The organism is Streptomyces sp. KMM 9044 (genome assembly GCF_024701375.2).
Classification (GTDB): domain Bacteria; phylum Actinomycetota; class Actinomycetes; order Streptomycetales; family Streptomycetaceae; genus Streptomyces.
In genome coordinates, this window is the sequence record NZ_CP113910.1 from 2,463,330 (window position 1) to 2,484,475 (window position 21,146).

The window sequence follows — 21,146 nt, forward strand, 5'->3', positions numbered from 1 at the left end:
CTCATCCGCCCACCCCCTCCACGGCACACGCCGCTCACTCTTCCCTTTGAACGACTGGTCCCATCAGTGGGTTCCCGGCGCCAACGGATAAAGTCACGCCGAGGCAACCACGGGGACAGGAGAGGGTCATTACCGCCAACCGGCAGACGAGCTGGGCGTTCGCGGACGCCTATGTCGCCGAGGACGAGGCGCTGCACTGGGCCCGGGACCGGGCCCGTGAGGCAGGGCTGCGCTCGGTGTCGCCCGGTACGGGTGCGGCCCTGCGGTTGCTCGCGGCCACCGTGGACGCCAAGGCGGTCGCGGAGATCGGCACCGGCTGCGGCGTCTCCGGGATCCACCTGCTGCACGGTATGCGGCCGGACGGCGTGCTGACCACGGTCGACCAGGAACCGGAGCACCAGCAGTCGGCCCGTCAGTCCTTCCGTACGGCGGGCTTCGCCGCCAACAGGGCCCGCTTCATCCCGGGCCGGGCACTGGATGTCCTGCCCCGTCTCGCGGACTCCGGCTACGACCTCGTCTTCTGCGACGGCGACCGGCTCGAGTACCAGGACTATCTCGCCGAATCGCTGCGTCTGCTGCGTCCGGGAGGCCTGGTCGCCTTCGAAGGGGTCTTCGCGAACGGCCGGACGGTGGACTCCGGCCCACAGCCCACCGAGGTGCTGCGGCTGCGGGAACTGGTGCGGGCCCTGCGCGAGAGCCAGGAGATGGTGTCGTCCCTGCTGCCCGTGGGTGACGGACTGCTCTGCGCGGTGAAGCGGTAGCGGGCATCGGAGGAGGCGGGTCAGTGGACCTCACTGTGCCCCTGACCTGTACAGACAGTCGCCCCCGTGCCGCATGCGGCACGGGGGCGACTGAAAGGGTATGGCCGCTTGTGCGTCAGCCGACGACCTTCTTGAGGGCGTCGCCGAGCGCATCGGCCTCGTCCGGGGTCAGCTCGACGACGAGCCGACCGCCGCCTTCGAGCGGAACGCGCATGACGATGCCCCGCCCCTCCTTGGTCACCTCGAGCGGGCCATCACCCGTTCGCGGCTTCATGGCCGCCATGCTCGTTCCCCTTCCTGAAACCCAGCTCAACCGTCTAAGCCGACGGCCCACTGAAGGGCACCTGCGGTCCTTGAAGCAGGACACACGCCACCGGCATCGAACACATTGCTTCCAGGCCATTATCCCGCATCTCAGGACCCGATGACCAACATCAGCCGGCATCGCTTGGGCAACGCGCGCGAGCAAAACCACTCAATTCGGCGATGTGACTGCGATACTGCGCCACCGCGCACCGCTCCACCGACAAAAAACGCCCCGGAATTCTTTGACGCAGGTCACATGCGGGCTCCGTTCCACCGCCGTCGATCTCCGTCATGCTGTGTCCTGCACAAGGACGTACTGACGGGTAGGTCCACGAGCCGCGACGCGGAGGGATACACCATGGCCGACACCGTGCTCTACGAGGTGAACGACGGACTCGCGACCATCACGCTGAACCGCCCGGAGGCGATGAACGCGCTGAACGTGGCGGCGAAGGTCGCGCTCCGGGACGCGGTCCGGTCCGCGGCGGACGACGACGGCGTACGAGCCGTGCTGCTGACCGCCGCCGGTGACCGGGCGTTCTGCGTCGGGCAGGATCTCAAGGAGCACATCGGGCTGCTGGCCGCCGACCGCGAGGACAGCGGCGACCGCACGATGAGCACGGTGCGCGAGCACTACAACCCGATCGTGATGGCGCTCGCCGGGGCCGCGAAGCCGGTGGTCGCCGCGGTGAACGGGGTCGCGGCCGGAGCGGGCTTCGGCTTCGCCCTGGCGGCGGACTACCGGATCGTGGCCGACACGGCGGCGTTCAACACGTCGTTCGCGGGAGTCGCGCTGACCGCCGACTCCGGGATCTCCTGGGCGCTGCCGCGGGTCGTCGGCCCGAGCCGCGCCACCGACCTGCTGCTCTTCCCCCGCAGCATCACGGCCCAGGAGGCGTACGACCTCGGGATCGCGAACCGGCTGGTCCCGGCCGCCGAGCTGCGCGCGGAGGCTCGGAAGACGGCGCGGGCGCTGGCCGCGGGGCCGACGGTGGCGTACGCGGCGCTGAAGGAGTCGGTGGCGTACGGGCTCACCCACTCCCTGGAGGAGGCCCTGGCGAAGGAGGACGAGCTCCAGACCCGGGCGGGTGCCTCCGAGGACCACACGATCGCCGTGCAGGCCTTCGTCAACAAGGAGAAGCCGAAGTACCAGGGACGCTGACCGAGGGGGCGGGATCCCGGGCGGCCCGCCGCGTGGTCTGCCCGCCTCCGCGGCTCAGGTCTGTCGGGCCGCGCAGTCCTTCAGGTGGTCGTCGACCAGGCCACAGGCCTGCATCAGCGCGTATGCCGTGGTCGGGCCGACGAAGCGCAGGCCCTGCTTCTTCAGGGCCTTGGACAGCGCCGTCGACTCGGGGGTGACCGGGAGGACGTCGGCGAGCGTCACCGGAGCCGGGCGGCCGTCCGGGTCGGGGGCGTGCGACCAGATCAGGGTGTCCAGGTCGCCGGGCGCCCATCCGGCCAGTACCCGCGCGTTGCCCAGGGTCGCGTCGATCTTGGCGCGATTGCGGATGATGCCGGCGTCGGCGAGCAGACGCTCCCGGTCGGAGTCGGTGAACTCCGCGACGGCCGCGATCCGGAAGCCGGCGAAGGCGGTACGGAAGCCCGGACGGCGGCGCAGGATCGTGATCCACGACAGGCCGGACTGGAAGGCCTCCAGGCTGAGCCGCTCGAACAGGGCGTCGTCCCCGTGGACCGGGTGGCCCCACTCCTCGTCGTGGTAGGCGAGGTAGTCCTCGGCGGACAGGGCCCAGGGACAGCGCGGGGCGCCGTCCGGGCCGGGAAGGGCGGCTCCGTCGGTCACGTCCGGTCTCCCTCCTGGCGGGCGGCGGGCTCGTCCGGGGCGATGCGGGCCGCGACGGCACGGGCACCGGCCAGCGCGGCCTCCATGTCGGCGATCCGGGCGTCGCGCTCTGCGAGTTCGGCGCCGAGGCGGCTCAGCGCGTCGTCCACGTCGGCCATGCGGTAGCCGCGGGCTGCGAGCGGGAAGCGGAGGGCGTCCACGTCCGCGCGGTCGACCGGGCGGTCCAGCGGCAGGGTGTCCCTCAGACGGTCGGGGGCCGCGTCGGGCAGCGGGCCGCTCTCACCGCCGCCCACCACCGCGAGGGTCACCGCGGCGACCACGACGGCGAGCGCGACGACCAGGAACAAGAACATAACCATCGCTGAGGTCCCCAGGGTTGGATCGGGCCGGAGTCGGATGTGTGGCTCCGATCGTGCCATGCGAGTCTGACAGTCGGGATCACGGGCAGCCGGGGACGGCCGCGGACCGGACCCGACGAGGAACCGAACGAGGAGAGGTCTCAGGGGATGCTCAGGCTGGGCAGGCGGGAATTCGCACCGCACGAGCCGGTGATCATGGCGATCGTGAACCGGACCCCGGACTCCTTCTACGACCGGGGCGCGACCTTCCGCGACGAACCGGCGCTCGCGCGCGTGGAGCGGGCGGTGGCCGAGGGCGCCGCGATCATCGACATCGGCGGGGTGAAGGCCGGGCCGGGCGAGGAGGTGTCCGCCGAGGAGGAGGCCCGGCGGACGGTCGGTTTCGTCGCCGGGGTGCGGCGGCGCTTCCCGGACGTCGTGATCAGTGTGGACACCTGGCGGCACGAGGTCGGCGAGGCCGTGTGCGAGGCGGGGGCGGACGTGCTGAACGACGCCTGGGGCGGGGTCGATCCGCTGCTCGCGGAGGTCGCCGCGCGGTACGGCGCCGGACTGGTGTGCACCCACGCGGGAGGCGCCCTGCCGCGGACCCGGCCGCACCGGGTGGAGTACGAGGACGTGATGGCCGACATCCTGGACCGGACGCTGGGGCTGGCGGAGCGTGCGGTCTCCCTGGGCGTGCCGCGGGAGTCGGTGATGATCGACCCCGGGCACGACTTCGGCAAGAACACCCGGCACAGCCTCGAGGCGACGCGGCGGCTGGACGAGATGGTCGCCACCGGGTGGCCGGTGCTGGTGTCGCTGTCCAACAAGGACTTCGTCGGTGAGACGTTGGACCGGCCGGTCAAGGAGCGGCTGCTGGGGACGTTGGCGACGACCGCGGTGTCCGCGTGGTTGGGGGCGCGGGTGTACCGGGTGCACGAGGTGGCGGAGACGCGGCAGGTGCTGGACATGGTGGCGTCGATCGCGGGCCGCCGCCCGCCGGCGGTGGCCCGGCGGGGGCTGGCGTAGGGCTCCGTCCCGGGGACGGTTCTGCCCCTGCGTCCACTTCGTCGGCGTCGCCCCGGCGTCCGGGCATGGGGCTCTGCCCCGGACCCCGGCCTCCGCCCACCCCTCACCCGACTCGGCCGGTCGGAAGGTGCCCCGGAGGCCGCGCCCGCCCGCGCCCGCACTCGGTCGGTCAGGAGGGGCCCGCAGACAGCCCGGGCCCGCACCGGTACCCGGGCGGCCGGAAAGCGGTCCGAAGAACGCACGCCCCCGCCGCCACCCGGCCGGTCGGAAGGTCGTTCTCAGCGGCCCGCTTCCTTCGAGACCAGGGCCACCGCTTCGTCCACGTCGTCCGTGACGTGGATGAGGAGGAGGTCCTGGTCGGCTGCCTTGCCCTGGGCGATGACCGTGTGGCGCAGCCAGTCGACCAGACCGCCCCAGTACTCGGTGCCGAACAGGACGATGGGGAACTGGGTGATCTTCTGCGTCTGGACCAGGGTCAGTGCCTCGAAGAGCTCGTCGAGGGTGCCGAGGCCGCCGGGCAGGACGACGAAGCCCTGTGAGTACTTGACGAACATCAGCTTGCGGACGAAGAAGTACCGGAAGTTCAGGCCGATGTCGACGTAGCTGTTGAGCCCCTGCTCGAAGGGCAGCTCGATGCCGAGGCCGACCGAGACGCCGTTGGCTTCGCAGGCGCCCTTGTTGGCCGACTCCATGGCCCCGGGGCCGCCGCCGGTGATGACGGCGAACCCCGCCTCGACCAGGCCCCGGCCGAGTCGGACGCCGGCCTCGTACTCCGGCGAGTCCACCGGGGTGCGGGCCGAACCGAAGACGCTGATGGCGGGCGGCAGCTCGGCGAGGGTGCCGAAGCCCTCGATGAACTCCGACTGGATGCGCAGCACCCGCCAGGGGTCGGTGTGCACCCAGTCCGAGGGTGCGCGCCCGTCCAGCAGCCGCTGGTCCGTGGTGCTCGCCTGGACCTGGTCCCGCCTGCGGAGCACCGGACCCAGCCGCCGCTCCTCCGGTGGGCTCTGCCTGCCCTCGGGGTTGCCAGTAGCCATATGTGCTCCCTCCGGTTGCGGTCTCCCCCGCTCGGGGGATGCCGAGGTCCGGAGGAGAGGTCGTTCCACTTCAGCTTCAGCGTAAATCCACGCGGGTTGCGTCTGGGGGGACGTCAGCATGTCCGCAGAAAAGCGTTCCCAACACCCTGACCGGGCGGAGCGCTCATGCCGTCAGCCAGGTCCGCAGCCGCTCCTCTCCCGCGATGATCTTCGCCGTCTCCACGCGTTCGTCCCGCTTGTGCGCCAAGTGCGGGTTGCCGGGACCGTAGTTGACGGCCGGGACGCCGAGCGCGGAGAAGCGGGAGACGTCCGTCCAACCGTACTTGGGCTGGGGGGTGCCGCCCACCGCCTCGACGAAGGCGACCGCGGCCGGGTGGGAGAGACCGGGCAGTGCCGCGCCGCTGTGGTCGTCGACGACGCACTCGGCCACGCCGCAGTCGGCGAAGACCTCGTGGACGTGGGCGAGCGCCTCGGCCTCCGAGCGGTCGGGGGCGTAGCGGAAGTTGACGGCGACGACGCACTCGTCGGGGATGACGTTGCCGGCCACGCCCCCGGAGATACCCACCGCGTTCAGGCCCTCGCGGTACTCCAGGCCGTCGATCACCGGGTGGCGCGGCTCGTAAGAGGCGAGGCGGGCCAGGACGGGGGCCGCCGCGTGGATCGCGTTGGAGCCCATCCAGCCGCGCGCGGAGTGGGCGCGCTCGCCGGTGGTCTTCAGGAGCACCCGGAGCGTGCCCTGACAGCCGCCCTCGACCTGGCCGTCGGAGGGCTCGAGGAGGACCGCGAAGTCGCCCTCCAGCCAGTCGGGACGCTGCTCGGCGACGTGCTTGAGGCCGTTGAGGTCCGCGGCGACCTCCTCGTTGTCGTAGAAGACGAAGGTCAGGTCCCGGTTGGGTGCGGGGACGGTGGCCGCGATGCGCAGTTGGACGGCCACGCCCGCCTTCATGTCGCAGGTTCCGCAGCCCCACAGCACGCCGTCCTCGTCGAGCCGGGAGGGGACGTTGTCCGCGATCGGGACCGTGTCGATGTGTCCGGCGAGGATCACGCGCTCCTCGCGCCCCAGGTTGGTACGGGCCACGACGTTGTTGCCGTACCGGTCGACCGTGAGGTGCGGCAGGGGGCGCAGGGCGGATTCGATCGCGTCCGCGAGCGGCTTCTCCGCGCCGCTGACGGAGGGGAAGTCGACGAGCCGCGCGGTCAGAAGCGCCGCGTCCAGGGTGAGGTCAAGCGGGGTGTCGGCCATGCCGACGACCCTAACGCGCTGGTCCGGGCGCACTGTCCGCACCCGGCACACACGCCTCGTACTCTCCAGTACCTTGTACGCGTGTCAGAGTCACCGTCTCCTTCCAAGCGTCGCGGCCGCTTCCTCCGCTTCGGGGCGGCCTCCGTGGCCCTCCTCGCAGTCGCCGGCTACCTGGTGGTCCGGTACGACACCGGGGGCGGCCAGAGCGGGCCGGGCTGCCGGGCCGTGTCCGCCAAGGGCGACGGGGCCACGTACGAGTTCACGCCCGAGCAGGCGGTGAACGCGGCGACGATCACGGCCGTGGGCACCGCGCGCGACCTGCCCGAGCGGGCCGTGACGATCGCGTTGGCGACCGCCCTCCAGGAGTCGGCCCTGCGCAACATCGACTTCGGGGACCGTGACTCGCTCGGCCTGTTCCAGCAGCGGCCCTCGCAGGGCTGGGGCGCGCCGGAGGAGATCATGGACCCGGCGTACTCGGCGGGGAAGTTCTACGACGGTCTGGAGAAGGTACCGGGGTACACCCGGCTGCCGCTCACCGTCGCCGCCCAGCGGGTGCAGCTCAGCGGCTTCCCGCAGGCGTACGCCAAGCACGAGCCGGACGCCACTCTGCTGGCCGCCGCTCTCACCGGCCGCCGCTCGGCGGCCACCCTGACCTGCGCGGGCCGCCCGGCGGCGACCCGCGCGGCGGGGACGGACGCGGTACGGGACGCGCTGGCCCGCGACTTCGGGCAGGACGCCCTGGAGCCGGCCGGTGCCGAGGTCGGCGACCCGGCGCGCTCCTCCTCCGCTCCCGGGGACAAGGACACCGGCCCGGACGGGCGGACCATGACGCTGCCGGTCTCCACCGAGGCGGATCCCGGCCGGAAGGGCGGGGACCGGGGCTGGCAGTTGGCGCACTGGGCCGTGGCCAACGCCTCCGCGCTGCACATCGAGCGGGTGTCGTACGCGGGGGAGGAGTGGACCGCCGGGGACGACGGCGACCGCTGGAGCCCGATCGACGACGAGGACGGCAAGAACTCCGCGGGCTCGGACGGCGGTGCGGACCGTGGGGCGGACGCGGTCCGGATCACGACCGCGCAGTAGTCCGCAGAACCCGTCCGCACAGTTGCCCGATGGCTCACCCCCAGGGGTTGCCCCGGGGGTCGGCCCCTTGACGAGACGAGCGGGTTTCGCGTTCTCACCCACGGTTCGGCCCACCCCTTGGGGCTTGGGCGCCGTAACCATTCGGCAGCCCATCGAACGACGTACCGTTCGTCCGCTTTTCGGTGTAGCCGACAATGCGACGCATTGCCAACTCTTTACGGCGCCGCACCGCAACCTTCCTGCCCTTCGAGCGGTAGTCACTGCGTCCGAGCCCGGAGGCCGATCACCGGGTCCGGCTGAACGTCTCATCGTTCTCTCCCGCCGAAGGAGCACCATGTCCCTCCCCCTGACCCGTCGGATCGCCCGTGCCACGCTGCTTGTCGCCGCCGGAGCGGCCGCCGGGGTCGGTGCGGCCGGTTCCGCCTGCGCGGCCCCCGAGCTGCCGATCACCCCGAGCGTCGGCGGCCTGACCGTCCTGGACGAGGCCGGCGCGGCCGGCACCGTGGACGACGCGGCGCACACCGTCACCGACACCACGGGCAACGCCGGAGGCCAGGCACTCGAGCAGGCCGCCGGAGACGCGCTGCCGGCCGACGCCGTCAGCCTGGCCGGCGTGCCGGCCGCCCGGACCCTCCCGGCCACCGCACTGCCGCTCGGCTGACCCCCCCCCGGATCACGGAAAACCGGCCGACTCCACCCGAACCGCACGAAAGCCGTCGGGGCCCAGGTTTTTCCTGGGCCCCGACGGCTTTCGTGTCTCCGCTCCCCCGCGTCACGCCTTCAGGCGTTCCACCCCCGCCCGTACCCGCTCGTCCGTGGCGGTGAGGGCGACGCGTACGAACCGCTCGCCGGCCGGGCCGTAGAAGTCGCCCGGTGCGACCAGGATGCCGCGCTCGGCGAGGCGGGCGACGGTGTCCCAGCAGGACTCGTCGCGGGTGGCCCACAGGTAGAGCCCGCCCTCGCTGTGCTCGATGCGGAAGCCGTGTCCGAGGAGGGCCATCCGCAGGGCGGTGCGGCGGGCCGTGTAGCGCTCGCGCTGGACGCGGACGTGGTCGTCGTCGCCCAGGGCCGCCACCACGGCCGCCTGGGTGGGCGCCGAGGTCATCATGCCGCCGTGCTTGCGGATCTGCAGCAGCGGGCCGAGGACGGCGGGGTCTCCGGCCAGGAAGGCGGCGCGGTAACCCGCGAGGTTGGACCGCTTGGACAGCGAGTGAACGGCGACGATGCCGTCGTACGAACCGCCGTTGACGTCCGGGTGCAGCACCGAGACCGGGTCGGCGTCCCAGCCCAGTTCGAGGTAGCACTCGTCGGAGAGGACGAGGACGCCGTGTTCGCGGGCCCAGGCGACGACGCGGGTCAGCTCCGCCTTGGAGAGCACCTGGCCCGTGGGGTTGGACGGGGAGTTCAGCCAGAGGAGCTTCAGGCCGGCCGGGTCCAGCTCGGTCGGGCCCGGCGCGTCAGCGCCTGGTGCCAGCGAGTACGCCTCGTACTCCGCGCGGGCCAGGCGTGCGCCGACCTCGTACGTCGGGTAGGCCAGGCGGGGGTATGCCACCCGGTCGCCGGGGCCGAGGCCCAGCTGGGTGGGGAGCCAGGCGACCAGTTCCTTGGATCCGACGACCGGCAGCACGTGGTGGTGGGTGAGGTCACGGGCGCCCAGGCGGCGCTCCACCCAGCGGGTGAGCGCGTCGCGCAGTTCCGGGGTGCCCCAGACCGTGGGATAGCCCGGGGAGTCCGCAGCGGCGATCAGGGCCTTCTGGATCAGCTCGGGGACCGGGTCGACGGGGGTTCCGACGGAGAGGTCGACGATGCCGTCGGGGTGCGCGGCGGCCGTCTTCTTGTAGGGCTCCAGCTTGTCCCAGGGGAAGGTGGGCAGCCGGTCGGAGACTGCGGACACGGGTTCTCGCTCCCTTTCTGGTACGGCAAACGCCTCGGCCCCGCGCGGCGCCGATCGGTGGGTGATCAGGCCGTACGGGACCGGGCGGCGCGGGCGGGGGCCGCTTGGGGCCGCCCGAATGCTTACGCCTGTGGCGGCAGCGCGGCGATGAACGGGTGGTCGCGCTCGATCAGCCCGAGCTTGCTGGCGCCGCCGGGCGAGCCGAGGTCGTCGAAGAACTCGACGTTGGCCTTGTAGTAGTCCTTCCACTCCTCGGGAGTGTCGTCCTCGTAGAAGATGGCCTCGACCGGGCAGACCGGTTCACAGGCGCCGCAGTCGACGCATTCGTCCGGGTGGATGTACAAGGACCGCTGGCCCTCGTAGATGCAGTCGACCGGGCATTCCTCGATGCACGCCTTGTCCTTCACGTCGACACAAGGCTGCGCGATGACGTAGGTCACGCTGTCGTTCCTCCTCGATAGGGCGCTGGCGGGCCTCCTCAGGCTCCGCCGCCCGGCGCGCGGGAGCGCGGCGTCGTCGATGCCCGCCTCTAGTATCTCCGTTCCTGGGCATGATCCGAACAGGAGGGGTGAACCGACCTGTGGAAATATCCGCCGCCGGGCGTCTCGAGGTCCGCATCACCACTGCTGACGTGGGTAAACGGGTCTCCGTACGGAGCTTGATCGAACATGGTCCCCCGGGTGAGAAGTTCACCGACACCGTCGGAGTTCTCACATCATGGGACAGCGGCGTGCTGCGGATCACACGGAAGAACGGCGAGAGCGTGCTCGTGAGGGAGTCCGCACTGGTCGCGGGCAAGGTGGTCGCGTCCGCACCGGCCCGCCGACGCGGCCCGGCCGCCTCGTACGGGGAACTGGCACGGGTCGCCGCGCGGGCGTGGCGGCCCGTGGAGAGCGAGTCGCTGGGCCCGTGGGAGCTGAGGGCGGCGGCCGGGTTCACCCGCCGGGCCAACTCGGTGCTGCCGCTCGGCGACCCGGGCGTGGAGCTGGACGAGGCGCTGACGGCCGTGCGCCGCTGGTACGCCGGGCGCGGGCTGCCCGCCTACGTGCAGACGGCGACCGGTGCCGAGGGGACGCAGGAGGCACTGGGCGCGGAGCTGGAGCGGCGGGGCTGGGTGCGGGAGGTGACCGCCGAGCTGTGGGTCGGCGGTCTCGCGCAGGTCGCCGACCTGGGACCGGCGCCGTCCGGCACGGAATGCGCCGGGACGGACGTCGTCCTGTCCCGGGAGGCCGACGAGGCGTGGCTGACGCGCTACCGGCGCCGGGGCCTGAGCGAGGTCGCCCTGAAGGTACTGGGCAGCGGCCCGTCGGTGTGGTTCGCGACCGTGCCGGGGGACGCCGAGGACGCCGGTGGCGGCCCCGCGGCCATCGGGCGGTGTGTCGTGGACGGGCGGTGGGCCGGTTTCGCGGCCGTCGAGGTGGACCCGGCGCTGCGGCGACGCGGGCTCGCGACCGCCGTGATGGCCGCGCTGGCCCGGCGGGCACTCGATGAGGGTGCGTCGGCCGCCTGGCTCCAGGTGGAGGAGGACAACGCGGGAGCGCGCGCCCTGTACGACAGGATGGGTTTCGCCGTGCATCACGCCTACCACCACTACCGCGCGCCCCGGTCGCCGGCTCCGGCCGGTGACGGGTCGCCCTGAGAGGGCACGAACCGGTCATGCGCGCCCCCCATCCCCCGCCCCCGGAACGCTCCGCCGAGCTGCGGCGGCGGTTCACCGAGGAGGCCCGGTCCGAGCGGCCGGATCTCTCCACGCTGTGTCTGCTGATCGGCGCGGAGGCGGACGGCACGCTGGACGAGGCAGGCATCGACGCCGCCCAGATCGAACTGGACGCGCTGGCCGGCCGCCTCCCCTGCCGGCCCGGCGCCCCGCGCGCGTGGGCGTCGGCGCTGCGGGAGCTGCTGGGTGAGCGGTACGGCTTCCACGGCACCCCGGGCGACTAGGAGATCGCGCAGGCACGGGCGCAGCAGGAGGCGTTCGACCGCTACGTGCGGGAGACCGCGGCGGGCCGCGGCGGGCAGGCCGCCACCGTCGACGAACTGCGTCGGCTGGCCGAGCTCCGCTCGCGCGGCGACCTCACCGACGAGGAGTTCGACCGGGCCAAGGAACTGGTGCTCGGCGGCCACGGCACGGGACACACCCGCTGACCGCACACACCCGTACGACGAACGAGAGGGACGACGACATGGCTTCGGCTCATGCCCATCAGGCACAGGTGCGGACACGTGCGCACACATCCTCCGCCAACCACGAGTGGGCCGGCGGGCCGACCGTCTTCGGCGGCGTCATGCTGATGCTCGCCGGAATCCTGAACATCGTCCGGGGCATCTCGGGAATCGCCGAGGACGACGTCTTCGTGGCCACGGGGAACTACGTCTTCGCGTTCGACCTCACGGCCCGGGGCTGGATCCACCTGGCCCTGGGGGCGCCGGCCGTGCTCATCAGCGTGGGGCTGTTCCAGGCCGGCACGTGGGCACGGGTGGCCGGAGTGGCGGTCGGCGGGCTCATCATGATCGCCAACTTCGTCTCCCTGCCGTACGCCCCGGTCTGGTCGGTCGTGATGATCGCCCTTTCCGGCGTCATGATCTGGGCGCTGTGCACGGTGCGGCGTGGGGACACCTGAGCCCCGCACGACGGGTGTCGTGCGGGGCCCGGTCGGCGGATCGGGGCCGGCCCGGCTTCAGCTGGGGTCGGTCTCGATCACGGCGACGCGGTCGCTGGTGCTCTGGAGCGCCGGGCGCAGGGCGCCGATCACGTCCTCGACGGTGACGGGGGTCTTCTCCCCGTTGCCGCGGGTGATGAGCACGCCGTCGAAGACGTCCCCGTAGAGCTCCTGCAGCGCCTTCCGGTCGTAGAACTCGACCAGTTTGCCGTCCTGCGCCTTGACGCCGAGGAACTTCCACAGCGAGTTCTCCGGGCTGAAGGCGATGCTCTGCCCGGTCTCGGTCTGGACCGTGACCAGGCCGGACATCGCCGGCTCGGCGAACTCCTTCATCATCCGGTCGACCTCGGCCTTGGACACCGTGGGTTCCTGGGTGACCGTCGGCACCGTCACCGCGGACGAGGAGCCGGTCTCGACCTGGGTCCGGTACGCCTCCTCGACCGCCGCGGTCGACTCGTCGGCGTCGATGCCCGAGCCGGGCTTGCCGTAGACGGCGACGGCCTTGCCGGACTCGAACCTGATCGTGCCGTCGTTGCCGGAGCCGCCCGCCGACTCGAGGGCGGCGTGCAGCTTCTCCTCGTCGACGGGGATGACGGGGTCGACGACGCGGCTGTTGCCGAAGAGGGAGCCGATGACGGAGACCGGGTTGTAGTCGCTCCGCGCCGCCGCGCCGACGGTGGCGTCGGTGTCGAACTGCAGTCCGGCGTTGTCCGGCTCGAGTTCGACGGTCTTGTCGCCGACAGTCAGCTTGAGCGGCTTGTTCAACCGGTCGGCGAGAGCCTGGTCGAGCGTCTTCACGGCCTCGTCGCGGGTGCCGCCGCCGATGTCGACGCCGAGCACAGTGGTGCCCTTGGGCACGTCGGAGTGGTTCATCAGCAGGCCGGCGCCGTAGGCGACACCGGCGAGCAGGAGCACGCCGCCGACGAGCAGGGGGAGCTTGCGGCGGCCCTTCTTCTTCGGCGCCTTCGAGGAGGCCGCCGGGGGCGGGGCGACCGGGTCGGGCACTCTGGGCGGCGTGTGCGGACCGGGGCCGCCGGAGGGGTCGCCCGCATCGAAGGAGGCGCTCGCCGGGACGACCGGGACACCGCTGGTGCCGGTCTGCCCGGAGACGTTCTCGTAGCGGGCTCCGTAGCCCGGGGCGCCCTGTTCGGGGACGGGGAGCTGCGGGGTGAGACTCGCGGTGTCGTCGCTCAGCCCGCCACCGGGGTGGGGGCCGCCACGGGCGTCGCGCGGGCCGCTGCCGGGCGGCAGGCCCGGCCGGCCGGGGTGGGCGGTGGCAGGCCCGGTCGTGGCGCCACCGGAACCACCCGGGACACCGGGACCGGCAGGACCACCGGGTCCGTCCTGACCGCCGTACGGCGACTGGCCGGGGTGGGCGGGCCGGCCCTCCTGGCCGTTCCGCGCTCCGAGGTCGTCGTCCGTGAAGAACGGCATGCTCTCGAGGCGCGGCTCGCCGCCACCGTTCCCGCCCGCGCCCGGGCGCTGATCGCCCGGACGCGTACCGCCGTTGCCGAGCGGGCCGCCGGCCAGCGCCTCGGTCACGTCGAAGGAACCGGTGCCGCCGCCGTGCCCCGGAGCGACCGGCCCGCCGGTCGCTCCGGAGAGCCCGGAGCCGTTGCCGCCGCCGGGTGCGGAACCGTTCGTGCCACCGGCAACGCCCGGGCCGCCGGGCCGGGCGTTGCCGCCCGTCACGCTCATGCCGCCGCCCACACCGGGCGGACGTCCGCCCGGACGCGCACCGCCGCCGGAGACACCGGGCGGTCCCGAAGGCCCCGCACCGAGCGCCCTGGGGCCGCCCGCGGAAACCGAACCGCCCGCCGGGCCGGCCCCGTTGCCGGAGCCACCGCCCGCGGTGCCCTTGCCCGGACCGGACTTGCGCGGCGCGAACCACTCGCTGGTCGGCTTGTCCGGCGGGGCCGCCTGCTGCGGCACGGACGGCTGCGGCGCGGTCTGCGGGCCGCCCGGAGCGCCCGCGGCGGGAGACTCGACGGTACCGGGGCCGTAGCCGGGGCCGGTACCCAGCGCCCGGGGTGAACCCGGCGCCGGCGCCTGGGCGTTGGCCCCGCCCCGGTCCCGGTCGGCACCTTGGGTGTCGGTGCCGACCGTGCCTTCGCCGTCCGTGACGGTCTTGCGCACGACGACCGGCGGAATGGGACGGGAACCGGGGATGTTGATCCGGATTCTGGTCGTCAGCGTGGTCTCGGTCTTGCGGTCGCCCGGACGCTGCTCGGCAGGCCGGCCCGCAGCCGCCGCCTCACCCGGAACCGCCGGAATCCCGTAGGGCGGGGTGCCCGACGGATATGCGGCTCCGCCGCGCCCGTTGGGACCGTTGGACGGAGTGTCAGTTTCACGACTCAAGGCAGGTTCTCCTGGTTGGCTCCGCCGCCCGTCACGATCTCACGGTGGGGGTCTCCCCCCCTCGGCCGGAGCCGGGAGTTCGGGGAGGCTCAACGGCGCGCGCACCACCATACTGGCCCCATCCGGCCGGTATCTCCGGACCGTGGCGGAAATCCGCACCGGACCCCCACGCGCGCACCGCTGCGAAGGGGTACGTCACTTCCCAAGTCGGTCGGGAGCGCCGTCCGGTTGCCGCCCCGGGGCGAGGGTGGCGCACATCACAGCGACAGCGATGCCGCCGAGCAGGAAGAGGTAGGAGCCGGCTCCCGCGGCGAACAGGAAGTCGCCTTCCGGCCGGCTGGTGGTGAGCAGGAGGGCGACGAGCACCCAGCCACCGGCGGCCGAAGCGGCCCCGGCCCGGCTGCGCAGCGCGAGTGCCCCGCCCAGGCAGAGTCCGGCCTCGGCGGCGAGGGCGAGCAGCAGCCCGCCCGGGAACCACGCGGGCTGCACCAGCGCCCCGGCCGCTCCGACCACGGCGCCGAGCAGGAACAGCCCCACGCAGACGGCGATTCGCCCGAAGGAGGGCAACCGCAGTGGCTGGGCCAGCGCCGGCACCGGCGCGTTCCCGTTCGTCCGGCCGCTCACGAGGCCTCCCCCGTACCGGAGGCCGTACCGCCCCCGACCCCGGCGAACAGGTCGCTCTCCCGGCCGGGGGCCCGCGCACCGCGCACCAGCTCGTAGTACTCGGTGGCGAACAGCGGCTGGGCAAGTTCGTTGGAGAGCACGAAGTACGGTGCGTACGGCTCGGCCACGGTGATCTGGGTGGCGTGGGCGCGCATCGCGGCGGCCTTGGCGGCGGCGTACGCGGTGCCGTCGATCTCGGTGGTGACCAGCTCGTCGTCGACGACTCCGGGGACGTCACCGACCTCGCCCGCCTTGTCGAACGGCAGTCCGGGCAGTGCGTCGTCCAGCCGCTCGAAGGCGGCCTCGGCGACGGAGCGGGGCACCCGGTTCCAGTAGACCTTGGGGATGTCCCACCCGTCCCCGGCGGCGAGTTCGACGGCACGCATGGCGACGCGGTGCGCCTGGACGTGGTCGGGGTGCCCGTAACCGCCGTTCTCGTCGTACGTGACGAGCACCTGGGGCCGGACCTCGAGGATCACCTCGGCGAGGAGGCCGGCGGCCTGGTCGACGTCGGCCTGCCAGAAGCAGCCGGAGTCGTCGTTGTCGGGCAGGCCCGTCATCCCGGAGTCGCTGTAGCGCCCGGCGCCGCCGAGCAGCCGGAAGTCGTCGACACCGAGGGCGCGCATCGCCTCGGTCAACTCCCCCATCCGGCGCTGTCCGAGAGCGGCACCGGACAGGTGGGCCAGCTCGGGCGGGATGACCTCTCCCCGCTCACCGAGCGTGCAGGTCACCAGCGTCACCTGCGCCCCCTCGGCGGCGTAGCGGGCCATGGTGGCCCCGTTGTTGATCGACTCGTCGTCCGGGTGGGCGTGCACCAGCAGCAGCCGCCGGACGGGCAGTTCCGTCATGGGACCAGCCTACGAGGCGCCCGGCCGGGGCGCGGCGCGTTCCCGGCGCGGGTCCCCCGTCACGTCTCGTCGTCGAGTACGTACGCGATGGCCAGGGCGATTCGCCCGATCCGGTCGATGGCGTCCGTCACGGCGGCCTCGCCACCGTCGCCCCGGCCGCGAGGGCGTCACGATGCCGTCGAAGACCGTCCCCGCCGTCACCGGCCTGCCGCCCGGGCGAGCGGGCGGCTCCGGAACGGTTCGCCCACCTCGTGCAGCATCGCGGACCGGCCTCGACCTCACGGCATTTCGGCGCATTCCAGCCACGTGCCGCCCCGGGTATGGGACTCCGTGGCCCATCGCAGGACACGTGCGACGGTCACGGCTCTCCCCCACTCCACGGACGGCCCGGGACTCCCTTCGCACAAGAACTCGTAGTCGCGGAACAGCGGCGAGAACCATTCCATGTGTGCATGGGAGTCGTCGTCGGAGACAGTGAACCGTCGGGTGTCCGTCTCGGTCCGGACATCCACCCGGCCCCCCTGAACACTGAGAATCCCTCCTTCTCTGCGGAGGACGAGCGAATTCGCGCGCACCTGCGACACCCAGCTCACACGGACATCCGCCCGGAGCGACGGGCCGAATTCCATGGACAGGTGCGCTTCCCGGTCCACGGGGCCGTGCGGACCCGGTGTGCAGCGGACCCGTGAGGGCAGGCCGAGGAGGTGCAGCAGTACGTAGATCCAGTGGGTTCCGTGATCGACCAGGACGCCCCCGCCCGACACTTCCCTCTCCTCGCGCCATCGCGGCCGCCAGTCTCCCACCCCCTGCGCCGAATCAGTGCGGCGCACGTCGACGGAGACGCTCCTCACCCGACCGAGCCCGCCGCGCGTCGCGAATTCGCGTGCGATGCGGAAGGTGGGCGAGTAGAGGTAGTTGTGAACCGGGTGGAGCGTCTTCGCCGTGCGCCGGGAGATGCGGGAGAGCGAGACACCTTCTTCGGGATCCAGAACAGCGGGTTTCTCGCAGAGTACGTGGGCTCCGCGCAGCAGGAAGTGCCTCACCTGAGAGGCGTGGTACGCCGGTGGGGTACAGACGTCGACGGTGTCGGCCCTCACCGTGGCCATGGCGGTGGACGAGAAGAGCCGGGCTTCCGGAAAGAGGGCGCCCGCGCGGGCGAGCCGCTGCCGGCTGGGGTCCACCACACCGACCACCCGGACCCGTGGATGACGGTGGTAGAAGAGGGCGTGGGCTTCTCCCATGCGCCCGAATCCGCACAGCAGCACTCTCACGTTGCCGGACCGGAGTCGGCGAGTACCCCACCCAGGACGGCAACCGCGTGTTCGGCGTCCTCGAGCCCCACGTTCAGCGGGGGATACAGTCTGAGCGAGTTGCCGCCGGCCATGACAAGCACCCCGTGGTGGGCGAGCTGTGACACCACACGCCTGAGCCGTGGCCTCGGAAACGCCGTGCGAGGACACCGCGGATCGACCAGCTGGATTCCCAGGGCCATTCCCTGCCCCTGGATCCTGCCCACAACCGGAAGGTTTCCGAGTTCCGACGTGAGCAGTCGCAGCAGAGCGTTCCCCGTTTCTCTGCCGCGGGTCACGAGGTGCTCGTCACGTACCACGTCCAGTACGGCCGATGCCGCGGCACAGGCCAGCGGAAAGCCTCCGAAACTGGAGGAACTCCCGCTCGGCAGGCCGAAGGGTGCCGTTCGCATGAGATCCCGGTGGGCGGCGACAGCCGTCACCGGGTACCCGCCGCCCATCCCCTTCCCCATGATCAGTACGTCGGGCACCACATCGTCGTGTTCGACGGCGAACATTCTCCCGGTTCTGCCGAACCCGGTCATCGATTCGTCCACGACGAGGAGAGCCCCCAGCTCTCGTGCCAGTTCCCGCAGGGCGGCCAGGTATCCGGAAGGGGGGACGAGGTTTCCGGCTCGCCCCTGGACCGGCTCGACCACGATTGCCGCCGGTGCCGGCGCCGAACTCTGGGCCACCACCTGGCGTGCGTGATCCACACAGGCGAAGCCACAGCTCGGGAAGGTCAACCGCAGGGGGCACGAGGCGCAGTCGGCGTAAGGGGCGTGGGTGACTCCCGGAACGGCGGGTCCGTACCCGCCGTGGGCGCCGGGCGTCAGCGCCAGGCCGGCCGCCGTGCGGCCGTGGAAGCTGTTCCAGAAGCTCAGAACCCCGAAACGTCCGGTGGCGGACTTGGCCAGCCGGAGCGCGGCCTCCACCGCCTCGCTTCCACCGCTGTAGAACTGCGTCTGCATGGTGTCGTCGGGCAGCACGGCCGACAGCTTCTCGAGCAGCGCCAAGCGCGCTTTCGACGCGTGCGCGCCGATCATCCACGCGCGGGACTGCTGTGCGATGGCCGATACGAGACGTGGGTGGGAATGACCTATCAGGTTCACTCCCGCCCCGCCCATGAAGTCGAGGTAGCTTTTTCCCTCCGTGTCCCAGACACGTGCCCCCTCGGCACGGGCGACGACTATGCCGATCCAGTCCACGGCAGCCGAGATTCCGGGCCCCAGAAGTTCCCGTTCCCGCCTTCTGTGCGCATCCGTGGGGCTCTCGGCGGAACTCTCGAACGCGTCACTGCTCACGGCACACCGCCACGCGGAACCCACCGGCCGGATGACGCTCCGTCGGCGTGACGCGGTTCCTCGTGTAGGAGTTGGCACACACGTCGGCGTAGTAATAGCCACCGCCACGGACGACACGGCGGACATCACCGCTGGTGTCCGGGTCCTCACGGCCGTCGTCGGCGGCGTAGGGGTAGGTGAAATGAGGATGCCGGCCCGACCGGCCCCAGGCGCTGCTGGTCCACTCCCATACGTTGCCGATCAGGTCCACACAACCGGCGCGGCTGTCCCCTGCGGGAGAGAAGGACCCCGGAGTCACCACCCGGCCCAGCCCTGTCGCGCGGACGTTGCAACGGAGCGGATCGAAACCGTCACCCCACGGGTGGATGTCGTCTTTCGCGTTCCGGGCAGCGATTTCCCATTGCGCCTCACTCGGAAGAGTGACTACCAGAGAAGAGTCCAACAGGCCTTCGGCTCTGGCCTGCGCGGTCAGCCAACGGCAGTATCTCCGGGCTTCGTACCACGACACCATGACCACCGGGTCGTTCACATCTTCGGTGAAGACCCAGCCGCTCCTCCAGTGCCCCGGAGGTTCGGCTCCCGCGGCGAGCACGTAGGAGAGATAGTCCCCGTTCGTCGTCGGCCGCACGGCTATTCGGAAGGCGGGAACCCTCACACGGTGTGACGGCCGTTCGAAACTCTGCCCCACCGGCGCGTCCACACCCATGACCCCTCTGCCGTCGAACCATTCGGTCAGCGGAGGCATGACGGGGCCGGTGTTCTCCACCACGGTGGCGGCCGGAACGAATCCGAAGTCGACCAACTGGCGGACACTGGGACCCTGCCCGCTTTGATCGACGGCCAGAGCGAAGGCGCGGACCTCTGCAGAATGATCGTTCTTCCGCATCTCCTCCAGGCAGTGGCGCGCGTGGGCCTCCCCCTCACGTGCCAGGTCCGCCAGCTCGACGACGGCGTCGAGCCGCGATCCCGGATCCGGTGAGTAGAGGTCCTCCCGGATGTGGCCGGACAGGCGCTGCTCCTTGTTCAGCGGTACGACGTCCACGTCACGTCTCGGCCGGTGCAGGACCGTGACGGACCGGCCGCCCGAGGAGAGGTGGGCATGGGACCTGTCGATGATGTCCGCCAGTGAGGCTGCGGCTCCGCCGTCGGCCGTGAACCGCAGAGCCCTGTCCAGGGCGTGCGCCACCGGGGCCTGTCCCTGCTGCGGCCGTCCGCCCTGGACGCGCGCCAGGAGACAGGTCTCCTGCCCGTCGCGGTCCGTCACGTGGCCTTGCAGCAGGGCGGCCACCTCGCACGGGGCGGGCGGCGGGCGCCTGGAACTGCTGGGCAGCACGTGGAGGTCCAGCATCGCCAGTACGGGAGCCTCGGGCACGAGTCCGGCGACGGAATCCAGCAGCCTGCGCACAGGCATCATGCTTCCCGGGCGCCCGGGGGTGCTGTCCCGGAGCGCGACGGCGCAGAATTCCTCGCCGCCGCGCTCGAACGTCGTCACGTAGGACCGGAACAGCAGGAGCACGGCACCGAAGAGGGGCGTCCCGCCGCTGCGGACGGCCGGAAGGTTCTCCGTCAGGAGCTTCGGGGTCGCGGCGCGGGAGCTTCCCAGAACCGTGACGCGCGCCCCGTATTCATCTGTCAGGCACTGTTTCAGATGCCGTAGTGCGGTGTCGTGGTCCTCGTCGGCCAACGGGGGCAGGTGGGGCGGGCTGCCCAGTTCGAGGTGAAGGACGCCGAGCGTCATACGTGGGTCACCAGCCAGTCGACCGTCTCCCGGTACACGACGTCCCGCTCGGCGGGACGCTCAAGGCAGTGGTCGCCGTCCGGTACGAGGACGACCTTCTTGGGCCCCGACAGGAGTTCCGCGGCCCGCACGCTCTGCTGGTAGGGCACCTCCTGGTCGGCCTTCCCGTGCACGAGGAGGGTGGGGAGGGGCTTCCCTCGCAGGCCGGCACTCACGTTGTCGAACTCGACCAACTGGTTCAGGAAGGCGAGACCGACCTTTTCCCCCTCCTCCTCGATGAATCCGTGCCGTCGGGCCTGTTCCATCTTCTCCGGCGTGACGAAGGACTGGAAGGTGTTGTCCAGAAGCCAGATCGCCGGCCACAGAAGGACGAGTGCGGCATAGTCGGCCTGCTCCAGCCCCAGAACGGCGATGGTGGCGCCGTAGCTCTCTCCGACGATTCCCAGGGAGGAGGGCCGGAGCTCGGACCGCACATGGTCGACCACGGCACCGAGTTCGGCCACCTGTCGGGTGATGGTCATGTCCTCGTAGGCCCCGGTGCTTTCGCCCGCGCCGAGGAAGTCGAAGCGCACGGACGCGATGCCGCGCTCGGCCAGGCGGTCCGCCAGGTCGACGTAGAGATCCGCCGGCCCCTCTTTGACACCTCCGGGTCCACCGTGGGCCAGCACCACCAGCCGGCCGGCGCTCCCGGTCTCCGGAAGGACGACCTCGGAGCACAGTTCCCCGTCTCCGATCCTGATCATCCTCTTCCCGGACACAAGCGCCTTGTCCATGTCTCCTCGCTCTCCCTCAGT

Annotated in this window: 22 protein-coding genes and 2 pseudogenes; 9 read left to right on the forward strand and 15 right to left on the reverse strand. The window is 71.8% G+C overall.

Translation table 11 applies throughout. The features are described from left to right. The first annotated feature begins 62 nt into the window (after nucleotides 1-62). Nucleotides 63-761 (forward strand): O-methyltransferase, encoded by a 699-nt coding sequence (locus HUV60_RS10870; protein ID WP_257850096.1) that lies wholly within the window; start codon nucleotides 63-65, stop codon nucleotides 759-761. A gap of 115 nt (nucleotides 762-876) precedes the next feature. On the opposite strand, the gene HUV60_RS10875 is transcribed toward HUV60_RS10870, so the two are convergent. Further along, nucleotides 877-1,044 carry a DUF3117 domain-containing protein gene (locus HUV60_RS10875; RefSeq protein WP_003966491.1) on the reverse strand — a complete coding sequence of 56 codons (168 nt, stop codon included), beginning with the start codon at nucleotides 1,042-1,044 and terminating at the stop codon, nucleotides 877-879. A gap of 151 nt (nucleotides 1,045-1,195) precedes the next feature. Further along, the gene (locus HUV60_RS10880; protein ID WP_257847625.1) at nucleotides 1,196-1,360 is read right to left on the reverse strand and encodes a hypothetical protein; all 165 of its coding nucleotides are present in this window, start codon (nucleotides 1,358-1,360) and stop codon (nucleotides 1,196-1,198) included. Between the two features lie 65 nt (nucleotides 1,361-1,425). Here HUV60_RS10880 and HUV60_RS10885 point away from each other — a divergent pair, with 65 nt between their 5' ends. Beyond that, nucleotides 1,426-2,229: an enoyl-CoA hydratase/isomerase family protein gene (locus HUV60_RS10885; RefSeq protein ID WP_257847624.1), complete on the forward strand. Its 804-nt coding sequence runs from the start codon at nucleotides 1,426-1,428 to the stop codon at nucleotides 2,227-2,229. A gap of 54 nt (nucleotides 2,230-2,283) precedes the next feature. On the opposite strand, the gene HUV60_RS10890 is transcribed toward HUV60_RS10885, so the two are convergent. Together HUV60_RS10890 and HUV60_RS10895 are read right to left on the reverse strand one after the other, a co-directional pair. Then, nucleotides 2,284-2,868: a DNA-3-methyladenine glycosylase I gene (locus HUV60_RS10890; protein ID WP_269441170.1), complete on the reverse strand. Its 585-nt coding sequence runs from the start codon at nucleotides 2,866-2,868 to the stop codon at nucleotides 2,284-2,286. Then, entirely contained in the window at nucleotides 2,865-3,227 is a 363-nt protein-coding gene (locus HUV60_RS10895) for a DivIVA domain-containing protein (protein WP_257847623.1), read from the reverse strand. Before HUV60_RS10895 ends, HUV60_RS10890 begins: the two co-directional genes overlap by 4 nt. Before the next feature lie 147 nt (nucleotides 3,228-3,374). On the opposite strand from HUV60_RS10895, the gene folP reads away from it, so the two are divergent. Next, nucleotides 3,375-4,235 (forward strand): dihydropteroate synthase, encoded by an 861-nt coding sequence (gene folP, locus HUV60_RS10900; RefSeq protein ID WP_257847622.1) that lies wholly within the window; start codon nucleotides 3,375-3,377, stop codon nucleotides 4,233-4,235. A gap of 278 nt (nucleotides 4,236-4,513) precedes the next feature. Here folP and HUV60_RS10905 read toward each other — a convergent pair whose 3' ends face one another. Together HUV60_RS10905 and dapE are read right to left on the reverse strand one after the other, a co-directional pair. Further along, nucleotides 4,514-5,272 carry a TIGR00730 family Rossman fold protein gene (locus tag HUV60_RS10905; RefSeq protein ID WP_257847621.1) on the reverse strand — a complete coding sequence of 253 codons (759 nt, stop codon included), beginning with the start codon at nucleotides 5,270-5,272 and terminating at the stop codon, nucleotides 4,514-4,516. A gap of 163 nt (nucleotides 5,273-5,435) precedes the next feature. Further along, the gene (gene dapE / locus HUV60_RS10910; protein ID WP_257847620.1) at nucleotides 5,436-6,515 is read right to left on the reverse strand and encodes a succinyl-diaminopimelate desuccinylase; all 1,080 of its coding nucleotides are present in this window, start codon (nucleotides 6,513-6,515) and stop codon (nucleotides 5,436-5,438) included. An 81-nt stretch (nucleotides 6,516-6,596) separates the two neighbouring features. Between dapE and HUV60_RS10915 the strand changes: the two genes are divergently transcribed. Continuing rightward, nucleotides 6,597-7,598, forward strand: a complete 1,002-nt coding sequence (locus tag HUV60_RS10915) for a heavy metal transporter (RefSeq protein WP_443047264.1) — start codon at nucleotides 6,597-6,599, stop codon at nucleotides 7,596-7,598. 334 nt (nucleotides 7,599-7,932) lie between these two features. Next, nucleotides 7,933-8,259, forward strand: coding sequence for an ATP-binding protein (locus HUV60_RS10920; RefSeq protein ID WP_257847619.1), 327 nt, complete (start codon nucleotides 7,933-7,935; stop codon nucleotides 8,257-8,259). A gap of 111 nt (nucleotides 8,260-8,370) precedes the next feature. Here the strand turns inward: HUV60_RS10920 and HUV60_RS10925 are convergent, their stop codons facing one another. Together HUV60_RS10925 and fdxA are read right to left on the reverse strand one after the other, a co-directional pair. Next, nucleotides 8,371-9,492 carry a bifunctional succinyldiaminopimelate transaminase/glutamate-prephenate aminotransferase gene (locus tag HUV60_RS10925; RefSeq protein ID WP_257847618.1) on the reverse strand — a complete coding sequence of 374 codons (1,122 nt, stop codon included), beginning with the start codon at nucleotides 9,490-9,492 and terminating at the stop codon, nucleotides 8,371-8,373. Nucleotides 9,493-9,614: 122 nt separating this feature from the next. Further along, the gene (fdxA, locus tag HUV60_RS10930; protein WP_055572727.1) at nucleotides 9,615-9,932 is read right to left on the reverse strand and encodes a ferredoxin; all 318 of its coding nucleotides are present in this window, start codon (nucleotides 9,930-9,932) and stop codon (nucleotides 9,615-9,617) included. A gap of 140 nt (nucleotides 9,933-10,072) precedes the next feature. Between fdxA and HUV60_RS10935 the strand changes: the two genes are divergently transcribed. The 4 genes and pseudogenes from HUV60_RS10935 (at nucleotide 10,073) to HUV60_RS10950 (ending at nucleotide 12,113) form a co-directional block, all read left to right on the forward strand. Beyond that, complete coding sequence (locus HUV60_RS10935) at nucleotides 10,073-11,131, forward strand: GNAT family N-acetyltransferase (RefSeq protein ID WP_257850092.1); 1,059 nt, start codon at nucleotides 10,073-10,075, stop codon at nucleotides 11,129-11,131. A 17-nt stretch (nucleotides 11,132-11,148) separates the two neighbouring features. Then, a pseudogene (locus HUV60_RS10940) lies at nucleotides 11,149-11,430 on the forward strand (hypothetical protein); the annotation flags it as partial. A gap of 3 nt (nucleotides 11,431-11,433) precedes the next feature. Next, nucleotides 11,434-11,637 (forward strand): annotated as a pseudogene (locus tag HUV60_RS10945) (SHOCT domain-containing protein); the annotation flags it as partial. A 38-nt stretch (nucleotides 11,638-11,675) separates the two neighbouring features. Beyond that, nucleotides 11,676-12,113, forward strand: coding sequence for a DUF7144 family membrane protein (locus tag HUV60_RS10950; protein WP_257847617.1), 438 nt, complete (start codon nucleotides 11,676-11,678; stop codon nucleotides 12,111-12,113). Between the two features lie 57 nt (nucleotides 12,114-12,170). On the opposite strand, the gene HUV60_RS10955 is transcribed toward HUV60_RS10950, so the two are convergent. From HUV60_RS10955 to HUV60_RS10985, 7 genes are all read right to left on the reverse strand, one after another. Further along, the gene (locus tag HUV60_RS10955; RefSeq protein WP_257847616.1) at nucleotides 12,171-14,510 is read right to left on the reverse strand and encodes a hypothetical protein; all 2,340 of its coding nucleotides are present in this window, start codon (nucleotides 14,508-14,510) and stop codon (nucleotides 12,171-12,173) included. A 195-nt stretch (nucleotides 14,511-14,705) separates the two neighbouring features. After that, nucleotides 14,706-15,134, reverse strand: a complete 429-nt coding sequence (locus tag HUV60_RS10960; protein ID WP_257847615.1) for a DUF6113 family protein — start codon at nucleotides 15,132-15,134, stop codon at nucleotides 14,706-14,708. Then, entirely contained in the window at nucleotides 15,131-16,021 is an 891-nt protein-coding gene (gene mshB, locus HUV60_RS10965) for an N-acetyl-1-D-myo-inositol-2-amino-2-deoxy-alpha-D-glucopyranoside deacetylase (protein ID WP_257847614.1), read from the reverse strand. Before mshB ends, HUV60_RS10960 begins: the two co-directional genes overlap by 4 nt. Nucleotides 16,022-16,299: 278 nt before the next feature. Beyond that, a complete protein-coding gene (locus tag HUV60_RS10970) occupies nucleotides 16,300-17,262 on the reverse strand; it encodes a Gfo/Idh/MocA family protein (protein WP_257847613.1) in 963 nt (320 codons plus the stop codon). Nucleotides 17,263-17,288: 26 nt separating this feature from the next. Beyond that, on the reverse strand, nucleotides 17,289-18,614 hold the full coding sequence (locus tag HUV60_RS10975; RefSeq protein WP_257847612.1) for an aspartate aminotransferase family protein: 1,326 nt from the start codon (nucleotides 18,612-18,614) through the stop codon (nucleotides 17,289-17,291). Then, nucleotides 18,604-20,352 (reverse strand): formylglycine-generating enzyme family protein, encoded by a 1,749-nt coding sequence (locus tag HUV60_RS10980; RefSeq protein WP_257847611.1) that lies wholly within the window; start codon nucleotides 20,350-20,352, stop codon nucleotides 18,604-18,606. The genes HUV60_RS10975 and HUV60_RS10980 overlap by 11 nt, the downstream gene beginning before the upstream one ends. Further along, a complete protein-coding gene (locus tag HUV60_RS10985; RefSeq protein ID WP_257847610.1) occupies nucleotides 20,349-21,125 on the reverse strand; it encodes an alpha/beta hydrolase family protein in 777 nt (258 codons plus the stop codon). Before HUV60_RS10985 ends, HUV60_RS10980 begins: the two co-directional genes overlap by 4 nt. Nucleotides 21,126-21,146 lie beyond the last annotated feature (21 nt).

Coding starts and splice junctions, on each gene's coding strand:
- folP (WP_257847622.1), top strand. CDS start 3,375: ATGCTCAGGCTGGGCAGGCGGGAATTCGCACCGCACGAGCCGGTGATC.
- HUV60_RS10980 (WP_257847611.1), bottom strand. CDS start 20,352: ATGACGCTCGGCGTCCTTCACCTCGAACTGGGCAGCCCGCCCCACCTG.
- HUV60_RS10905 (WP_257847621.1), bottom strand. CDS start 5,272: ATGGCTACTGGCAACCCCGAGGGCAGGCAGAGCCCACCGGAGGAGCGG.
- dapE (WP_257847620.1), bottom strand. CDS start 6,515: ATGGCCGACACCCCGCTTGACCTCACCCTGGACGCGGCGCTTCTGACC.
- HUV60_RS10875 (WP_003966491.1), bottom strand. CDS start 1,044: ATGGCGGCCATGAAGCCGCGAACGGGTGATGGCCCGCTCGAGGTGACC.
- HUV60_RS10895 (WP_257847623.1), bottom strand. CDS start 3,227: ATGGTTATGTTCTTGTTCCTGGTCGTCGCGCTCGCCGTCGTGGTCGCC.
- HUV60_RS10885 (WP_257847624.1), top strand. CDS start 1,426: ATGGCCGACACCGTGCTCTACGAGGTGAACGACGGACTCGCGACCATC.
- HUV60_RS10950 (WP_257847617.1), top strand. CDS start 11,676: ATGGCTTCGGCTCATGCCCATCAGGCACAGGTGCGGACACGTGCGCAC.
- mshB (WP_257847614.1), bottom strand. CDS start 16,021: ATGACGGAACTGCCCGTCCGGCGGCTGCTGCTGGTGCACGCCCACCCG.
- HUV60_RS10985 (WP_257847610.1), bottom strand. CDS start 21,125: ATGGACAAGGCGCTTGTGTCCGGGAAGAGGATGATCAGGATCGGAGAC.
- HUV60_RS10920 (WP_257847619.1), top strand. CDS start 7,933: ATGTCCCTCCCCCTGACCCGTCGGATCGCCCGTGCCACGCTGCTTGTC.
- HUV60_RS10880 (WP_257847625.1), bottom strand. CDS start 1,360: ATGACGGAGATCGACGGCGGTGGAACGGAGCCCGCATGTGACCTGCGT.
- HUV60_RS10970 (WP_257847613.1), bottom strand. CDS start 17,262: ATGGGAGAAGCCCACGCCCTCTTCTACCACCGTCATCCACGGGTCCGG.